The following is a 17,311-nucleotide window of genomic DNA, read 5'->3' as shown; positions in this document are numbered from 1 at the left end:
CCGGCCCGCACGAGGCGCCCACCACCGCGGTGGGCGCCTCGTCGCACGTCCGGCGACACACCCTCCACCTCCCCGACCTGCGCCGACGGCGCGCCTAGATTGGTCGCCAGCGGTTCCCGGGTCGGTCGACGAAGGAGGTGGCACGGCAGATGTCTCTGCCCGCCTCGTCCCCGACCCCCGCGGAGGACCGCGGCGCCACCCCCGGCGGTGAGCGGGCCCTGGTCGACCCCGGTGAGCACCGCACCCGGGCGTCCCTGCCCCCGCGGCACACCGCGGCACCGGGCGCCGTGCTCGAGGCCACCCCCGCCCCGCGACGGCCCCCGCGCCGGGGAGGTCGCGGCCCCCGCGACGTCGACCCGCGACCCGGCCACATCCCGGGCCTGGACGGCCTGCGGGCCATCGCCATCCTCGCGGTCCTGACCTTCCACTTCGTCCCGACGGCCCTGCCCGGCGGGTTCCTCGGGGTCGACGTCTTCTTCGTCGTCAGCGGCTTCCTCATCACCACCCTGCTGCTGCGCGAGGTCGACCACCGCGGACGGGTCGACCTCCCGACCTTCTGGCGCCGACGGGCGCGCCGGCTGCTGCCCCCGCTGGCCGTGGTCGTGCTGGTCAGCGTCGCCACCGCCCGGCTGGTCGGCGGCGACCTGCTCGTCGGCATCGGCCGGCAGACCATCGGCGCCCTGACCTTCACCAGCAACTGGCTGGAGATCGCGGCCGGCGCGAGCTACTTCCACAGCACCAGCCCCATCCTCTTCGTCAACTTCTGGAGCCTGGCGGTCGAGGAGCAGTTCTACCTCCTGTGGCCGCTGGCGCTGGTCGTCCTGCTCGCCCTCGCCCCCACCACCCGGCACCGGGTGACAGCGGTCGCGTTGCTCGGGCTCGCCTCGACCGTGCTCATGGCCACCCTCGTCACCACCGGCGCGGACGCCACCCGCGTCTACTACGGCACCGACACCCACCTCATGGGGCTCATGGGCGGGGCGGCCCTGGCCCTCGCCTGGGCCGACCCCGGGCACCGGGCCGGTCTGCGCACCCGCACCTGGCGACGGGCTCGTGGTCCCGCGGTCATCGCGGCACTGCTGGTCCTGGGCGGCCTCATGCGCTGGTCCGGGGAGGACTCGGCGCTGACCTTCCGTGGTGGCATCGCCCTCGCGTCGCTGGCGACCGTCGTGCTCGTCGCCGGGCTGCTCGAGGCCCCCTCTCCGTGGCGGCGCGTCATGTCGCTGCGGCCGCTGGCCTGGCTGGGGCAGCGCTCCTACGGCATCTACCTCTGGCACTGGCCGGTGCTCGTCATCGCCGGGGCGCTCGTCCCGTATGCCGTCGGTACCGCCCGCGGGACCGCCGTCCTGCTCAGCGCCCTGGTCGTCACCCTGGTCCTGGCCGAGCTGTCCTGGCGGTTCCTCGAGGTGCCGGTCCGACGGCGGGGCATCCGGGCCAGCATCCGGGCCGCCGCCGGCTGGTTCACCCAGGGGTGGCACCGCAGCACGCGCCCGCGCATCGTCGCGGCGGGCCTGGTGCTGCTGCTCCTGGCCACCGTCATCGCCCTCGTGACCGCCCCCGAGAAGTCCGCGACCCAGCGGCAGATCGAGCAGTCGCAGACCCGCATCGACAACGGCACGCCGGCTCCCGCCTCGACCCAGGAGGGCCCGTCCGAGGCCGTGCGCCGGGGCACCGGGCTCGGGGCGGCCCTCGGCGCGGGCGCCGAGCGGTCCGAGGAGGGCACCGCCGAGGACGGGGGGAGCGACGAGGACGCCCCGGGCGACGAGGGCGAGGAGGGCACCACCGAGGCGGAGGCCGCACCCTCCCCCGGTGAGGTGGACGTCAACGGCAGCACCTTCCGCGAGGACGCCGACGGGCTGCTGGTGCCTGCCGGGTCCGACCTCACCGCCATCGGCGACTCGCTCGTCGTCACCAGCGCCGACGGCCTGACCTACCGCTTCCCGGACATCGCCTTCGTCGCCGAGTCCAACCGCCAGTGGGGCGACGCGACGCAGCGCGTGGACGAGGCGATCGAGGCCGGGACGGTGCGCGACAACGTCGTCCTCCACCTCGGCACCAACGCCGGCGTCGACGAGGAGGCGCTGCGGGCGGTGCTGGACGCGCTCGGACCGGAGCGCAACGTCGTGGTCATGGACCTCTACGTGCAGGCCTCCTTCACCGAGTCCTCCAACCAGACCATCGGCGAGGTCGTCGCGGACTACCCCAACGCCGTCGTCGGGGAGTGGAACGCGACGATCAGCCAGCAGCCGGAGACGCTGCAGAGCGACAACGTCCACCCCGACATCGACGGGATGCACGTCTACGCCGGGGTCGTCGCCCGTGCCTTCGACGAGCTCGCCCGCCGCGGCTGAGGTCGCCCGGGCCGAGGCGTCCTCCCCGGTCAGCACTCCCGCCCGCCGCCCGGATGTGGCAGGCTCAGGGTCGTGAACATCGTCCTCGTGGAGCCGCACTTCCCGAAGAACCAGCGCGAGTTCGCCCGGGCCCTGGCGGAGGCCGGCGCCAACGTCATCGGCATCGGCGAGACCCCGCTGGACTACCTGGACGACCAGCTGACGTCCTGGATGGTCCACTACGAGCAGGTCGGGTCGGTGACCGACCGGGCCCAGATGACCGACGCCGTACGCCGCGTCCAGGGCATGGTGTGGGTGGACCGGATGGAGTCGACCATCGAGTCCCACCAGATGGTGGCCGCCCAGGTCCGCGAGGACCTCGGCATACCCGGCACCTCGGTGCGCACCACCTGGCTGTGCCGCGACAAGCCCTCGATGAAGGAGGCGCTGCGCGCCGCCGGCGTGCCGACCGCCCGGTCCACCGGGGCCGACGACGCCGCGCAGGTGTGGGACTTCGCCGCCGCCGTCGGCTACCCGCTCATCCTCAAGCCCCGGGACGCCGCCGGCGCCGCGGACACGGTGCGCGTGGGCTCCGACACCGAGCTCTCCGCGGCGCTGGAGCGGATGGGCCGCTACAGCTCCATCGCGGTCGAGGAGTTCATCGAGGGCCACGAGGGGTTCTACGACACCGTCTCCGTCGACGGCCGCATCGAGCTGGACTTCGCCTGCCACTACTTCCCCGGGGTGCTGGAGGGGATGCGCTCGCGGTGGATCTCCCCGCAGTTCATCGCCACCAACCGCATCGACGACGGCGGGCTCTACGACGAGATCCGTGCCATGGGGCACCGGGTCAACGAGGCGCTGGGGATCGGCACGTCCGCGACCCACATGGAGTGGTTCCACGGGCCGCGCGGGCTGACCTTCTCCGAGATCGGCTGCCGGCCGCCCGGGGTCGGGTGCTGGGACCTCTACTGCGCGGCCAACGACATGGACGTGTATGCCGCGTGGGCCCAGTCCGTCGTTCACGGCGAGGTGCGCGAGCGCCCCAGCCGCAGCCACAGCGCGGGCATCGTCGCGCTGCGCCCGGACCGGGACGGCGTCATCAGCGGCTACAGCGGGCTGGAGGACGTGGAGAACCGCTACGGCCGGTGGATCATCGACGCGCACGTCCCGGTCGCGGGCACCGGCACCCAGCCGGTCGAGGCCGGCTTCATGGCCAACGCGTGGATCCGGATGCGGCACCCGGACTTCGACGTGCTGCGGGACATGCTCGACGACGTGGGGCGCACGGTGCATGTCCATGCCCGCTGAGGGCTCCACCGACGGGGACGGCCACGGGGCGCCCGACCACCGGATCACCCTGCTGGGCCCCCAGCGCGAGCCCGTCGTCGACGAGGTCATGCGCTCCCTCGGGCTCGAGGGTGCCCGGGTGGCGACCATCACCGCCGGGTGGCGGGACCGGGAGCGCGACGACACGGTGCTCGTGGACCAGCTCGGCGGTCGGTGCGTCAACCTCCACCTGTGGCAGCGGATGCAGCAGATCTGGGAGGAGGACCCCGAGCTGGAGCGCGCCGACCGGCGGCGTCGGCAGGTCCTCACCGAGATGCAGGAGCTCTACCTCATCGGCCTCCAGAAGGCGGTCGAGGCCTGCACCCGGATCCGGGGCCACCAGCCGCGCGACGCCCGGGTGCACCGGATGGCCGTGGAGGACGTCCTGGAGATCATCCGCGAGCTGGACGAACGGCACGTCCAGCGGGTCGGCGAGGTGAACGAGGAGTTCTTCGCCACCCACGAGCCGCAGCACCGGGACCCCGTCGTGCGGGGCCGGCACGAGGTGGGCCACCTCGTCGGCGAGTGCGAGGCCGTCGTCATCGCCGGCGGGCACGTCGGCGTGCTGCTCGGCACCCTGCACATGTTCGACCTCGCCCCGGTGCTCGCCACGGCCGTGCCGGACCCGCGCGACCCCCGGGGGGTCCACGCCCGCGTCGACCGCCCGGTCCTCGCCTGGGGTGCCGGCGCGATGGCGATCACCGAGCGGGTCGTGCTGTTCTACGACGACTCCGTCGTGGCCCCCGGGGTGGCCGAGGTGCTCATGGACGGGCTCGGTCTGACCCGCGGCCTGGTCGCCCTGCCCTCCGCGACCGACCGGCTCGACATCAAGGACCCGGACCGCATGCGCACCCTCACCCACCGGTGCCAGCCGAGGGTGGCGCTGCCGCTGGACCCCGGCGACCGGGTCACCCTCACCGCGGACGGGCGGGTGCCCGAGGGCACCCGGGTCTTCGGACCCGACGGCACGGTGACGAGGTATGCCGCGCCCGTCGCAGCCCCCTCCACCGCCGCCACGTCCGCCGACCCGTCCACCACCCCGGGGGAGGAGGACGCGTGAGCCAGCAGACGGCATACCCGCTGCCCCCTCGGCACAAGGGCAAGCTCGCGATCAACGCGCTGCGCGCCCGCCGGCTGGACGACCAGGTCATCGAGCGCTTCCTGGCCGAGCGCGAGGTGCCGATCGTGGAGGGGCCGAAGTGCACCTTCCTCTACCGCGGCCACGCCGACGGCGTCGCCGTGCGGCACCGCATCGTCAACCAGCCGCAGCACGTGCCGATGAAGCGGCTGGAGGTGCCCGAGGGCACCACCCCGCTCTGGTACGTCACCATCGAGCTGCCGGCGGCGTCGCGGGTGGAGTACCAGATCGAGGTCCGCCAGGGCGAGGCCGTGGAGACCTTCAACGACCCGCTCAACCCGTACGTGGCGCACAGCCCCGTCGGGTCCTCGAGCGTGTGCCAGGCCGCCGGCTACCAGACCCCCGAGTGGGTCGTGCCGCAGCCGGACGCCCGGCCCGGCGAGCTCGTCGACCTCACCGTCCAGAGCACGGCGCTGCGGCGTGCGACCCACCCCCGCGTCTACCTCCCGGCGCGGTTCCGCCGCAGCAGCCGCTACCCGCTGCTCGTCGTGCACGACGGTGACGACTACCTCGACTACGCCGCCATGCGCACGGTGCTCGACAACCTCATCCACGACCTCGACATGGCCGAGACCGTCGTCGTCTTCACCAACCCCGGGGACCGGCTGCGCGAGTACCCCAACTCCGCCCCGCACGCGCGCCACCTCACGACCGAGCTGCTGCCGGCCCTGGAGGAGCAGCTGCCGCTCATCCGGCGCTCGGACGCCCGCTGCCTCATGGGTGCCAGCTTCGGCGCGGTCGCCTCGTTGTCCACCGCCGCCCGCAACCCCGGCGTCTGGGGCAACCTCTTCCTGCAGTCCGGGTCCTTCGTCTTCACCGACATCGGCTCCGACCACGGCGGCGGGCCGGCCTTCGACCCCGTGGTGACCTTCATGAACCGCTACCGCGAGCGTCCCCGTCGGGTGGCCGAGCGGATGTTCATCACCTGTGGCGTCTACGAGCCGCTCATCGTGCCGAACCGCTCGATGGTGCCGGTCTTCGAGTCCACCGGGGCGCGGGTGCAGTACGTCGAGTCCCGGGACGGCCACTCCTGGGAGAACTGGCGGGACCGGCTGCGCGACGGCTTGTCGTGGATCTTCCCGGGCCCGCAGAAGCTCGTCTACGAATAGATCGATACATAACAAGAGAGACGAAGGTTCGTCATGACCGCTGACCGCATCACCTATCTCCTCGTCGACGGGGAGAACATCGACGCCACCCTAGGCAACTCCATCCTCGGGCGGCGCCCCCACCCGGACGAGCGTCCCCGGTGGGACCGCCTGCTCACCTTCACGCAGGAGACGTGGGGGCAGGGCGCCAAGGGGCTGTTCTTCCTCAACGCCAGCAGCGGACTGCCGATGTCCTTCGTCCAGGCGCTGCGCGCCCTGGGCTACACGCCGGTACCGCTGTCCGGGACGGCCGAGGAGAAGGTCGTCGACATCGCCATCCAGCGCACCCTGGAGGCGCTGCACGCCCGCACCGACGACGTCATGCTCGTCAGCCACGACGGCGACTTCCTGGAGACGGTGTCCCCCCTCCTCGACGGCACCCGCCGCGTCGGGCTCATCGCCTTCGAGGAGTTCCGCAACGCCGGCTTCCAGCAGCTCGTGCACCAGGGCATGGAGTTCTTCGACCTCGAGCACGACACCCGGGCCTTCAACGCCCCGCTGCCGCGCCTGCGGATCATCCCGATCGCGGAGTTCGACCCGGCGCAGTTCCTGCAGTAACGACATCGCCGCAGATCAGTTGGTATGCATTGGGTAAAGAGTAGTGACATCAGTGACGCCTGAGGTTAGTGTCACTGCGTCCCTCTGATGCAGTCAGCCGCGGCCGGACGTCTCCGGTCAAGGAGATCCGCCATGTCCTCTGCCCGTCGCTTCGTGCTGTCCGCGCTCACCGCGATGGCCCTGGTGGTGCCCGGGATCGGCGTTCCGACCGCCCTCGCCACCGACGAGTCCCCCGCCGACCCCCAGCACCGCTCGGTGGCCCTCGACCCGGTGCCGCAGACCACGTCCGCCGAGGGTGCCGACGTCCTGCGGGGGACGCTGGACGTCGACGAGCGGGCCGTGACCGTCGTGGGGGTGCGCTGGTCGGGCCCGCAGGACGGCGGGGCCCGCATGCGGGTGGAGCAGGAGGGCGCCTGGGGTGAGTGGACCTCCCTCGAGGACGGTCTCGCCACCGGCCCCGAGGAGGGCGCCGGCGAGGGCGACTGGGGCACCGAGGGCACCGTGCTGCTCGACGCCGACCGGGTCCAGGTGGAGCTCTCCGGCGACACCGCGGACGCGCGCATCGAGAGCTGGACCACCTACGTCACCGAGCAGGACGCCGCGACCGTGGCCGAGCTGCCGGTCCCCGACGCCGAGCCGGACGGCCTGGTCGTCGCCCGGCGCAAGGACTGGGCCCAGGGCATGGACCTCATCCCCAGCGCCGGCCCCATCCGCCCCTCGGCCAAGATGGGCATCACCCTGCACCACACCGCGACCGACGCCTACTACGCCGCCGAGGACGTGCCGGCGATGCTGCGCGCGGTCTACCGCTACCACGCGCACACCCTCGACTGGCGCGACGTGGGCTACAACGTCATCGTCGACCGCTACGGGCGGGTCTGGGAGGGCCGCTCCGGCGGGCTGGAGAACAACGTCCAGGGCGCGCACTCCTACGGCATGAACTACGACTGGTTCGGCCTCAGCTCGCTCGGCAACCACGAGATCAGCCCGGTGCCGCAGGCCGAGCTCGCCGGTCTCGCGCGCACCGCCGGGTGGGTGCTCAACCTGCACGGGGTCGACGTGACCCAGCAGAAGCGCTACACCAACGCCTACCTCGGCTGGACCCGCACCCTGTCCACGCTGCACGGTCACCGCGACGTCTACGCGACCAGCTGCCCCGGCTGGCAGATGTACCAGATGCTCGGCGCGCTGCGCACCATGGTGGCCGCCGAGCAGCGCCTGGACCGCACCGCGGTGCAGCGGATCGGTGGCTCCACCCGGTACGACGTCGCCGCCGGTCTCGCCCACGAGGGCGCCGCCTACGGCGTGGACACGGCCTACGTCACGCAGGGCCAGGAGATCGCCGACGCGCTGGGCGTCGGCCCGGTCGCCAGCAAGGGGCACGCCGCCGTCCTGCTGACCCGGCCCGAGGCAGTGCCGCCGTCCACGATGGGCGTGCTGGAGGACATGGGCGCCCTGGAGGTCGTCCTCGTCGGCGGCGAGAAGGCCGTCACCCCCGCCGTCGGGCGGGCGTTCGAGCGGCAGGGGTACGCCGTGCGCCGCGTGTCGGGCACGGACCGCTACGACACCGCGGTGCAGCTGAGCTACGAGCAGGAGTGGGACAGCGGCACCGTCTACCTCGCGAGCGGCAGCAACCTCACCGACGCCCTGGGTGGCGGCGCGGCCGCCGCCCACGTCGAGGCACCGATGCTGCTCACCCGGACGGCGAACCTGCCGCCGGTCACCGCGGCCCGGCTCGCCGAGCTCGCGCCCTCGCGCGTCGTCGTCCTGGGCGGGACGGGCGCGGTCGCCGAGTCGGTGGTCCGGCAGGCGCAGCGGCTGCTCCCCGAGGCCAGCATCGAACGGCTCGGCGGCGGCAACCGCTACCAGACGAGCGCGATCATCGCCATGGACGCCTTCGAGCAGTCGACCACGGCGGTCCTCGCCGCCGGGGACGCCGCGGTGGACGCGATGGCCGGCACCCAGCTGGCGGCCGACCGCTCCGCCCCGCTGCTGCTGGTGCGCAAGGGCTGCCGCACGAACTCGGTGGACGAGGTCTACGACGCCCTCGACATCCGCCTCTCCCGGCTCGCCGGTGGGTCGGGCGTCCTCTCCTGGGACGCCGGCTCCACCACCTGCTGAGACTCCCGGGGTGGAGAGACGGCACCCGGATCCGCCCCAGGCGCCGCCTCTCCATCCCAGGTCCCTTCCTCCCGCGCCCGACGGAGGAGGCACCATGGCGTGGTGAACGTGCGCGAGCTGGTCCGGACGAGCCCGGCCACCCGGGCGGGGCTGTCCATCGCGGTGGCCACCGGGGCCTACGGGGTGTCCTTCGGCGCCCTCGGCACGGCCAGCGGCCTGGGGGTGCTCGAGGTCTGCCTGCTCAGCCTGCTGCTCTTCTCCGGGGGGTCGCAGTTCGCCTTCATCGGGGTGCTGGCCGGGGGCGGGAGCCCCGCCTCGGCCGCCGGCGCGGCCACGCTGCTGGGGCTGCGCAACGGCGTCTACGGCATGCAGGTCAACACCCTGCTGCAGCCCCGGGGCTGGCGCCGGCTCGCGGCCGCGCAGGTCACCATCGACGAGTCGACGGCCATCGCGCTGGGGCAGACCGACCGGGTCGAGCAGGGCCGGGGCTTCTGGACCGCCGGCATCGGGGTCTTCGTCCTGTGGAACCTCATGACCCTCCTCGGTGCACTGGCCGGGGACGCGCTCGGCGATCCCCGTCAGTGGGGGTTGGACGGCGCCGCGGTGGCGGCCTTCCTCGGTCTGCTGTGGCCGCGCCTGCGCGGACGTGAGCCCTGGGCGATCGCCACGGTCTGCGCGGTGGTGACCGTGCTGGCCATACCTCTCGTGCCGCCGGGCATCCCCATCCTCGTCGCGGCCGCCGTCGCCGCCCTCGTCGGGTGGTGGGGGCGCGACCGGGCGGCCGAGGAGGTGGCCGCGCGATGACGGTATGGCTGTGGCTGCTCGCCGCGTGCGGGCTCGCCTTCCTCACCAAGCTCAGCGGCTACCTCGTGCCGCGACGGCTGCTCGGCTCGCCCGCTGTCGTCCGGGTCTCGGGGTGCATGACCATCGGGCTGCTGGCCTCCCTGGTGACGATGAACGCCGTGGCGGACGGCCAGGCGCTGGCCCTCGACTCCCGGCTGCTGGCCCTGGGCGCGGCCGTGGTGGCGCTGCTCCTGCGCGCCCCCTTCCTCCTCGTCGTCGTGGTGGGCGCGACGGCCGCCGCGCTCGGCCGGCTCGTGGGTCTACCGTGACCCGCATGACCCGCTCGCGCCGCACGCCCTGGCTGCTGCTCGTCCTGGGCGCGCTGTGGGTCCTGGTGCCCGGGTGGATCTGGCTCACCCGGGCGGGGGTCCTGCTGGCCGGCCACCCGGCCTACGCGGTCGCGGTCTCGCTCGCCGCGGTCGTCGGCGTCCTGCTGCTCGCCGCCGGGCTCCGTCGGCGCGGGGCACGGGGCAGGACCGAGACCGCGCGCGACGCCCCCTCGCGCGCGGACGCTGGACGACGGTCCGGCTGGCTGCGGGTCGTGGGCGGCGCGGTGGCGGTCGTCCTGAGCGTCCTCGTGCTGGGCGTCCTCGCCTGGCTGCGGCCCTTCGCCGCCAGCCCGCCGGCGATCGCCCTGGTGGACGGCACGTCCGAGGTGGCGGTCACCGACTCCGCGTCCCGGATCACGCTCACCCCGACGGCGCAGGAACCGACGGACGGGCTCGTCTTCCAGCCGGGCGCGCGGGTCGACCCCCGGGCCTACCTCTCGCTGCTCACCGAGGTCGCCGCGGACGGCCACCTGGTCGTCGTCGTCAAGCAGCCCTTCGACATCGGCTTCACCGCGGCGGGGGCTCCGGGGGACGTCATCGAGGACCATCCCGAGATCGTGACCTGGGTGACCGGCGGCCACAGCCTGGGCGGCGTCGTCGCCTCGACGTATGCCGCCGACCACCCCGACGAGGTCGCCGGCCTGCTGCTCTGGGCGTCCTACCCGCTGGACGACCTCAGCGGGCGCGAGGACCTGGCGGTCGCGACGGTGTCCGGCAGCGAGGACGGCCTCGCCACCCCGGCCGACATCGAGGCCAGCCTGGCCGACCTGCCACCGGACACCCAGGTGGTGCAGGTCGCCGGCGCGGTGCACGCCTTCTTCGGGGACTACGGCGAGCAGCCGGGCGACGGCACCCCCGGGACGAGCCGGGCCGAGGCGCAGGCGCAGATCGTCGAGGCCAGCCTGGCCCTGCTGGAGGCTGCGGCCGCGCCGTGACCGGGCGACTGGCCCGCTGACCTGCCCCGTCGCGCCGCTGCGCCTGGATAAGGTGGAGGCGACCGCCCGACGTCGTGCAGGCTGACGGGACGGTCGACCGGGGGGCTCCGTCCGTGAGGGGCCGACCGCCCTCCGTGCCGGACCACACGTCATACCTGAGGAGTCCCATGGATCTCGCCGGTCCCGTCCTGATCGTCGCGCTCGTCGTCATCGTCCTGGTCGTCCTGGGGGTGGTCGCGTTCGTCTACGCCAAGGTGCGGTTCAAGATCGCCACCCCGGACGAGGCGCTCATCATCACCGGCCGCAAGAGCGGCACCCCCGTCATCAACCCCGAGACCGGCGACGAGACCACCGACCTGTCCGGTCAGCGGGTGGTCATCGGCGGCGGCACCTTCGTCAAGCCCATCTTCGAGCAGGTGGCGCGGCTGTCGCTGGCCTCGCAGAGCTTCCCGGTCACGGCCGAGGACGCCACGACCAAGAGCGGTGTCGGCGTCACCCTGCGCAGCATCGCCGTCGTCAAGGTGGGCGGCACCGAGCGGATGGTGCGCGCGGCGGCGCAGCGCTTCGCCGGCCGCAGCCAGGAGCAGGTCATCGAGCAGCAGACCAGCGAGGTGCTCGTGGGTGTGCTGCGCACGATCGCGGGCACGCTGACGGTGGAGTCGATCCTCTACGAGCGGCAGGACTTCTCCAAGGAGGTCAAGGACATCGCGGTGCCGATGCTGGCCGAGCGCGGCCTCATCCTGGAGAACTTCGAGATCCAGACCGTCGAGGACTCCGGTGACTACATCCGCAACCTCGGCCGGCCGCGCGCCGCCGCGGTCGCCCGGGACGCCGAGATCGCCGAGGCGCAGGCCCGGCAGGAGAGCACCGAGCGCTCCAACGAGGCCGCCGTGCAGATCGCTGAGTCCGACAAGGCGCTGGCCCTGCGCAACGCGCAGATCGCCCGGGAGACCGCCACGGCGGAGGCCGAGGCGGGGGCGGCGAAGGAGCGCGCCGAGGCCGAGGCGCAGCAGTCGGTGCTGGTCGAGCAGGAGCAGGTGGCCCAGCGCCGGGCGGCGCTGCGCGAGCAGGAGCTGCAGACCGAGGTGCGCAAGCCGGCGGAGGCCCGCAAGTACGAGGCGGCCCAGGAGGCGGACGCCCGCAAGTACGCCGCGGAGCAGGAGGCGGAGGCCGCCAAGACCACCGCGATCCGCAAGGCGGAGGCCGAGGCCCAGCGCACGACCGCGCAGGCCGACGCGGAGGCCGCGGCCCTGCGGGCGCGCGCCGAGGCCGCGCTGGTGGAGCAGCAGCGGAACGCCGAGGGTGCCCTCGCCCGGGCGCGTGCCGAGGCCGACGGCGTGCAGGCGCGCGGTGAGGCCGAGGCCGCCGCCGAGCGGGCCAAGGGCGAGGCGCGCGGTGCCGCGATCAAGGCGGAGGCCGACGCCTACCAGACCTTCCCGGAGTCGGCGCGCCTGCAGATGGTGCTCGACGCGCTGCCCAAGATGGCCCAGCCCTACGCCGACGCCCTCGGCAGCATCGACGACATCACCGTCATCGACCGCGACGGCGCCTCCCGGCTGTCCGGCCAGGTGTCGACCGGGGTGCAGGAGCTCGCCAAGCAGCTCAAGTCCCAGACCGGCATCGACCTGCTGCAGATGCTGCGCAGCGGGCGGACGGCGGACGACCGGCCGGGGGACGACCGGCCGGCGGAGGTCGTCGCGGCGGAGGAGACCGTCGAGGGCTGACCCCCGGCCCGACCTGCCGGGCCGCGACCACGCCGGCCGGAGGCTGACGCCCCGGCCGGCCGACGAGGAGCGGAGGAGCGCCGATGCCGAGGACGGACCAGACCGACCTGGCCGCACTCGTGCGCGAGCAGGACCTGCGGGCGGTGCAGGAGCGGCTGCTCGAGCTCGACCTCCCCGCGCTCCTCGACGAGCTGGAACGCCTCGACGCCCGATCCCGCGCCGTGGCATACCGGGTGCTGCCCAGGCCGGCGTCGGTGCGCATCTTCGAGCTGCTCGCGCCCGCGCTCCAGAGCGAGCTCCTGACGCAGCTGCGCTCCCAGGACGTCGGGCGCATCGTGGCCGAGCTGGACCCGGACGACCGGGTCTCGCTGCTGGACGAGCTGCCCACGTCGGTCGCCCGGGAGCTGCTGAGGGACCTCGAGCCCGAGGAGCGCCGGATGACGCTCACCGTGCTCGGTTACCCGCCGGGGTCGGTGGGTCGTCGGATGACCCCGGAAGTGCTCTCCCTGCCGGCCGGCACCACCGTGGCCGACGCCCTGGTGCGGGTCCGGGAGGGCGCGGACGCCGCCGAGACGATCTACATGCTGCCTGTGGTCGATCCGGGGCGAGTGGTCGTCGGCGTCGTCTCGCTGCGGCGCCTGCTGGTCACCGACCCAGCCACCTCGGTCGACGCCCTCATGTCGGCGCCCATCTCGGTCGCCGCGACCCAGGACCAGGAGGTCGCCGCCCGGTCGGTCCGTGACCACGGCGCGCTCGCCGTGCCGGTCGTCGACGCGGAGGACTGACTCCTGGGGGTGCTCACCGTGGACGACGCCATGCGCATCCTGGAGCTGGAGGAGTCCGAGGACGTCGCCCGCTCGGGCGGCACGGTGCCCACGGGCCGTCCCTACCTGTCCACGTCCGTGTGGCGCCTGGTCCGCAGCCGCGTCGCCTGGCTGCTGACCCTCATCGTCGCCGCGGCGCTGACCGTCAACGTCCTCGACCACTTCGAGGACACCCTCGCGCAGGTCGTCGCCCTGGCGCTCTTCGTCCCGCTGCTCATCGGCACGGGCGGCAATGTCGGCGCCCAGTCCGCGACCACCGTGATCCGCGCCCTGGCGCTGGACGAGGTGCGCACCCGGGACGTCGGCCGGGTCCTGGCTCGCGAGACGGCCGTCGGACTCCTGCTGGGTTGCTCGCTTGCCCTGCTCGCGTTCCTGCCCGCGGCCTGGGTGGCCGGGATTGACATCGCCGTCGTGCTCAGCCTCTCGCTCGTGGCGGTGTGCGCGCTGGCCGCGGCCGCCGGCGGCGTCATCCCCATCGTCACCCGTCGCCTGGGGGTCGACCCGGCGGTGATCAGCGCGCCCTTCATCACCACGTTCGTGGACGCCACCGGGCTCGTCGTCTACTTCCTGGTCGCCGGGCTGGTCCTGGGGCTGTAGGCGGGTCGGTCACTCCAGTGACAGACCCAGCTCGGCGAGCACCCGGTCGCTGACCACCGCGGACCCTCCCACGACGTAGATCGCCGAGAGGGTGAGCCGGTCCAGGGCTGCGGCGGTGCGTCCGGGCACCGCGGTCTCCCGGGTGAGCAGCAGGGGAGCATCCTGGCGCCCCGCCCGTGCGGCGGCCACCAGCGCGTCGGGGTAGGCGCTGCCCGAGGTCACGTAGGCGCGGCTGGTGCCGGCTGGGTAGAGCTGGGCGACGGCCTGGGCGGTGGCGTAACGGTCGGTGCCGGACACCCGGGTGAACCCGCCGGTGTCGCTGAAGCTGCCGGCAGCCCGTGCCGTCGCCCCCGACACCGCCGCGTCGCCGCCCAGCACGATGACCTGGCCTGGGGACAGGCGTCGCAGCTGCTCGGCGACCACGGGTGGGAGCGACGTCGGGCGGGTGAGCAGCAGCGGTGCTCCCTGGCGGGCGGCCAGGGCGGCGCCGGAGAGCGCGTCGGGGTAGTCCTGCCCGCTGGCCAGGTAGACCCGGGCGACGTCCGGCGGGTAGTGCGCGGCGACGGTGGCCGCCACGTGGTAGCGGTCGGCGCCACCCAGCCGCTGCACCTCCCCGCTCGAGGAGTATGCCGCCAGCTGGGAGACGACCGTGTCGGAGACGGCCGCCGAGCCCCCGACGACGACGATGCGCCCCGGCTGCAGTCGGGCCAGCGCCTGGGCGGTCGACGACGACAGCGACGCCGGGTCGGTGATGAGCAGGGGCGCGTCGCGGACCCCGCTGCGGGCTCCCGCGGTGAGGGCGTCAGGGAAGTCGCGACCGGAGGCGATGTACGCGGTGGAGACCCCCGCCGGCCAGGCGCGCGCCACGGCGGCGCTCGTGGCATACCGGTCGGCGCCGGCGATCCGGGTGGCCGGACTGACCGTGGGCTCGGCGACGAAGGTGAAGTAGTGGGAGGACAGCCCGTCGCGGTGCGTCGGGTAGGGCCGGGCGAAGCGGAGGTCCGGTCCGGTGACGTCCCGGTAGGTGTAGCGCCCCGCCGCGTCGTAGCCCTCGACGCGGGCGCGCACGATGCGCCCGCCGTACGACCCGAAGCCGTCTCGTCTGAGCACCTGCAGCCGCTCCACCCACGCGATCCCGAAGGTCGACTCCAGGGTGCTCACGGGCAGCTCCGCGGTCCAGGTGTGGCGTGAGTTGCCGGCGACGCCGTCGTACGCGTCCGGGTGGGCACGCAGGTAGGGGTGCTCGGCGGACCCAGGGGCCGTGTGCCCGCCCGAAGACGAGGAGAACATCGTCGTGGCCAGCGCCCGGCCGGTGCCGAAGGCGTAGGTGAGGACCTGCCCCGACGTCGCCGACACCGCGGCGTCGGTGTCAGGGTGCTCGTAGGAGGTGATCCCGCCACCGCTGGTGCGCACCCCCCTGCCCCGGTACACCTGGCAGGCCACCGTGTCGCAGGTGTCGTAGACCGCCGTCCCGCCCACGCCACGGGCGGCGTAGGTGCGCGCGCTCACGGCCTGGCTGCGCAGGGCGGCGGCATGGAAGGAGATCGGCATCTCGGAGGGGACGACCGAGCGCAGGTAGGACTGCATCGGCAACCGGTTGACCGTCTGGAGGGTGGACGTGCCGGTGTGCATCGCCGTGAGTGCGCCGCGGTAGACCCGCCGCGAGCCGTCGGGCAGGACGAGGTCGACGCTTCCGTCGGTGGGCGAGCTGAAGGTCACCGGGCAGGCGCGGGTGAGGCCCGCCGGCCAGGTCGTCGACCACACCCCGTCGACCCGTCCCTGCAGCTCGCAGCTGCTGGGGGAGCCGCCGGTGGCCCGCACCCTCCACTGGTCGCGACCGGAGGGCAGCGCATACGTCGTGGTGCTGGTGGCGGCGTTGCCGACCCGGAGGCCGGAGCGGTGGGCGACCCGGGTTCCCCCGTCGTCGTCGACCGTGATGCCGACGCGGATGGGCCCGAAGGTGAGGGTGTCCAGGCGGGTGCCCGGGTAGTAGTAGGCGAGGATCTGGGCGTGGGTGAGCCCGGCGAGCCCGGCGCCGTGGGCGCCGTACTGGGACATGCCGATGCCGTGGCCGAAGCCGCGTCCGCTGATCGTGTAGGACCCGTCCACGGGGCGGCGGTAGACCTCGGCCCCTGGCTGGGGAGGGGGCAGCTGTGACAGGACCGGTGCCGCGGCGGGCGTCGGCGACACCTCAGCACGGGCGCTGTCGCCCTGGGCGGGGACCGTCCCCAGCGCGAGGGCCAGCGTGCAGCCAGCCACCACCACGGCTGTCGAGAACCGTCGAAGGAGCATCACGGACTCCTTGTCCTCCCGGCGGCCCACCAGGTCGCCGATCTCCTCAGTGTGGCACTGCGCGCGCCCCAGGGGTAGGGCCTTGTGCGCCGGCCCTCTCGTCGTCCCGAGGCGTCCACGGCCGGAGACGCAGCACGACCGCCCCGGCTCTGTGTCAGCGCAGGTGGCTGGCCCCGTTGAGGTCGAGGACCGCCCCCGAGGCCCACTCCGCCCGCGGATCGGCCAGCGCGAGCACGGCATCGGCGACCTCGCGGGGCTGCGCGACCCGGCCGAAGGGGCTCTGCGCGCGGGTGGCCGCCCCCTGGTCCCCGGTCAGCGCGTAGCCGGCCATCTCGGTCTCGATGAACCCCGGTGCCACCGAGGTCACCGCGATGCCGTGCCGACCCAGCCGCACCGCCATCGACTGGCCGAAGGAGTGCAGGCCGGCCTTGCTCGCGCCATAGGCCGGGATGTCCGGCTCCCCCCGGTAGGCGCCGCGGCTGCCGACGTTGACGATCCGTCCGACAGGGACACCGTCGGCGGGCGGCACGTCGATCATGTGGCGGGCCACCTGCCAGGTCAGGTGGGCCGGGCCGAGCAGGTTGGTCTCGAGGGTCCGCCGCCAGATCTCCACCCACTCGGGGTAGGACGTCTCCTCCAGCGGGTGGTCGCCGCGCCGGCTCCCGCCCTCCGACGGGGCGGCGAGCATCGCCGCGTTGTTGACCAGGACGTCGACCCGGCCCAGGGCCCCTGTCGCCTCGGCTGCCAGCCGCTCGACGGCGTCCGGGTCGGCGAGGTCGGCCTGGACGACGGCATGCCCGTCGCCCGGGAGGGAACGACATACCTCTTGCGCAGCCGACTCGCTGCCCAGGTAGTGGACGACGACCCGGTCGCCTCGCGCGGCGAAGGCGCGGGCCACCGCCGCCCCCACTCCTCGAGAAGAGCCGGTGACGAGGACGCCGCGCGAGGGGTGGGAACTCATGGGCCTCATCCTGTCACCCTGGCGAGCTCGCGAGTGTGGCTCAGTACTCCTGACTGCATGGACGCCTCAGCGGCCGCATGGACTCCCTCCGGACCAACAGGCTCAAGTTGAGTCCCGCATAGTGGTGTAGCGCGGTAGCTGAGGTCGTCGTCTCCGGCGTGTGTGCCGGACGAGGACGCGGC

14 protein-coding genes are annotated in these 17,311 nt (G+C 73.7%); 12 read left to right on the top strand and 2 right to left on the bottom strand.

The window, feature by feature from the left end; translation table 11 throughout:
- The first annotated feature begins 149 nt into the window (after window positions 1–149).
- From Q0967_RS05255 to Q0967_RS05200, 12 genes are all read left to right on the top strand, one after another.
- Window positions 150–2,351 (top strand): acyltransferase family protein, encoded by a 2,202-nt coding sequence (locus Q0967_RS05255; RefSeq protein WP_299449450.1) that lies wholly within the window; start codon window positions 150–152, stop codon window positions 2,349–2,351.
- A gap of 72 nt (window positions 2,352–2,423) precedes the next feature.
- The gene (locus Q0967_RS05250) at window positions 2,424–3,641 is read left to right on the top strand and encodes an acetyl-CoA carboxylase biotin carboxylase subunit family protein (protein WP_299449448.1); all 1,218 of its coding nucleotides are present in this window, start codon (window positions 2,424–2,426) and stop codon (window positions 3,639–3,641) included.
- A complete protein-coding gene (locus Q0967_RS05245) occupies window positions 3,631–4,719 on the top strand; it encodes a hypothetical protein (RefSeq protein ID WP_299449445.1) in 1,089 nt (362 codons plus the stop codon). Before Q0967_RS05250 ends, Q0967_RS05245 begins: the two co-directional genes overlap by 11 nt.
- On the top strand, window positions 4,716–5,906 hold the full coding sequence (locus Q0967_RS05240) for an alpha/beta hydrolase-fold protein (protein WP_298751914.1): 1,191 nt from the start codon (window positions 4,716–4,718) through the stop codon (window positions 5,904–5,906). The genes Q0967_RS05245 and Q0967_RS05240 overlap by 4 nt, the downstream gene beginning before the upstream one ends.
- 33 nt (window positions 5,907–5,939) lie before the next feature.
- Window positions 5,940–6,503, top strand: a complete 564-nt coding sequence (locus Q0967_RS05235) for an NYN domain-containing protein (RefSeq protein ID WP_298751916.1) — start codon at window positions 5,940–5,942, stop codon at window positions 6,501–6,503.
- Between the two features lie 132 nt (window positions 6,504–6,635).
- Window positions 6,636–8,624, top strand: a complete 1,989-nt coding sequence (locus Q0967_RS05230) for a cell wall-binding repeat-containing protein (RefSeq protein ID WP_299449440.1) — start codon at window positions 6,636–6,638, stop codon at window positions 8,622–8,624.
- A gap of 102 nt (window positions 8,625–8,726) precedes the next feature.
- Window positions 8,727–9,428 (top strand): AzlC family ABC transporter permease, encoded by a 702-nt coding sequence (locus Q0967_RS05225; protein WP_298751920.1) that lies wholly within the window; start codon window positions 8,727–8,729, stop codon window positions 9,426–9,428.
- Window positions 9,425–9,736, top strand: coding sequence for an AzlD domain-containing protein (locus Q0967_RS05220; protein WP_298751923.1), 312 nt, complete (start codon window positions 9,425–9,427; stop codon window positions 9,734–9,736). The genes Q0967_RS05225 and Q0967_RS05220 overlap by 4 nt, the downstream gene beginning before the upstream one ends.
- 5 nt (window positions 9,737–9,741) lie before the next feature.
- Window positions 9,742–10,731, top strand: coding sequence for an alpha/beta hydrolase (locus tag Q0967_RS05215; RefSeq protein WP_298751925.1), 990 nt, complete (start codon window positions 9,742–9,744; stop codon window positions 10,729–10,731).
- Between the two features lie 167 nt (window positions 10,732–10,898).
- On the top strand, window positions 10,899–12,455 hold the full coding sequence (locus Q0967_RS05210) for a flotillin family protein (protein WP_298751927.1): 1,557 nt from the start codon (window positions 10,899–10,901) through the stop codon (window positions 12,453–12,455).
- An 83-nt stretch (window positions 12,456–12,538) separates the two neighbouring features.
- Window positions 12,539–13,240 (top strand): magnesium transporter MgtE N-terminal domain-containing protein, encoded by a 702-nt coding sequence (locus tag Q0967_RS05205; RefSeq protein WP_299449435.1) that lies wholly within the window; start codon window positions 12,539–12,541, stop codon window positions 13,238–13,240.
- A 9-nt stretch (window positions 13,241–13,249) separates the two neighbouring features.
- Window positions 13,250–13,876, top strand: a complete 627-nt coding sequence (locus Q0967_RS05200; protein ID WP_298751931.1) for a magnesium transporter — start codon at window positions 13,250–13,252, stop codon at window positions 13,874–13,876.
- A gap of 9 nt (window positions 13,877–13,885) precedes the next feature.
- Here the strand turns inward: Q0967_RS05200 and Q0967_RS05195 are convergent, their stop codons facing one another.
- Window positions 13,886–16,168 (bottom strand): cell wall-binding repeat-containing protein, encoded by a 2,283-nt coding sequence (locus Q0967_RS05195; protein WP_298751934.1) that lies wholly within the window; start codon window positions 16,166–16,168, stop codon window positions 13,886–13,888.
- A gap of 154 nt (window positions 16,169–16,322) precedes the next feature.
- Window positions 16,323–17,129 (bottom strand): SDR family NAD(P)-dependent oxidoreductase, encoded by an 807-nt coding sequence (locus Q0967_RS05190; protein ID WP_298751936.1) that lies wholly within the window; start codon window positions 17,127–17,129, stop codon window positions 16,323–16,325.
- Window positions 17,130–17,311 lie beyond the last annotated feature (182 nt).

Source organism: uncultured Serinicoccus sp. (assembly GCF_947500995.1).
Classification (GTDB): domain Bacteria; phylum Actinomycetota; class Actinomycetes; order Actinomycetales; family Dermatophilaceae; genus Ornithinicoccus.
The sequence above is the reverse complement of the archived record's forward strand: the minus strand, read 5'-3'. Positions and strand labels throughout refer to the sequence as shown.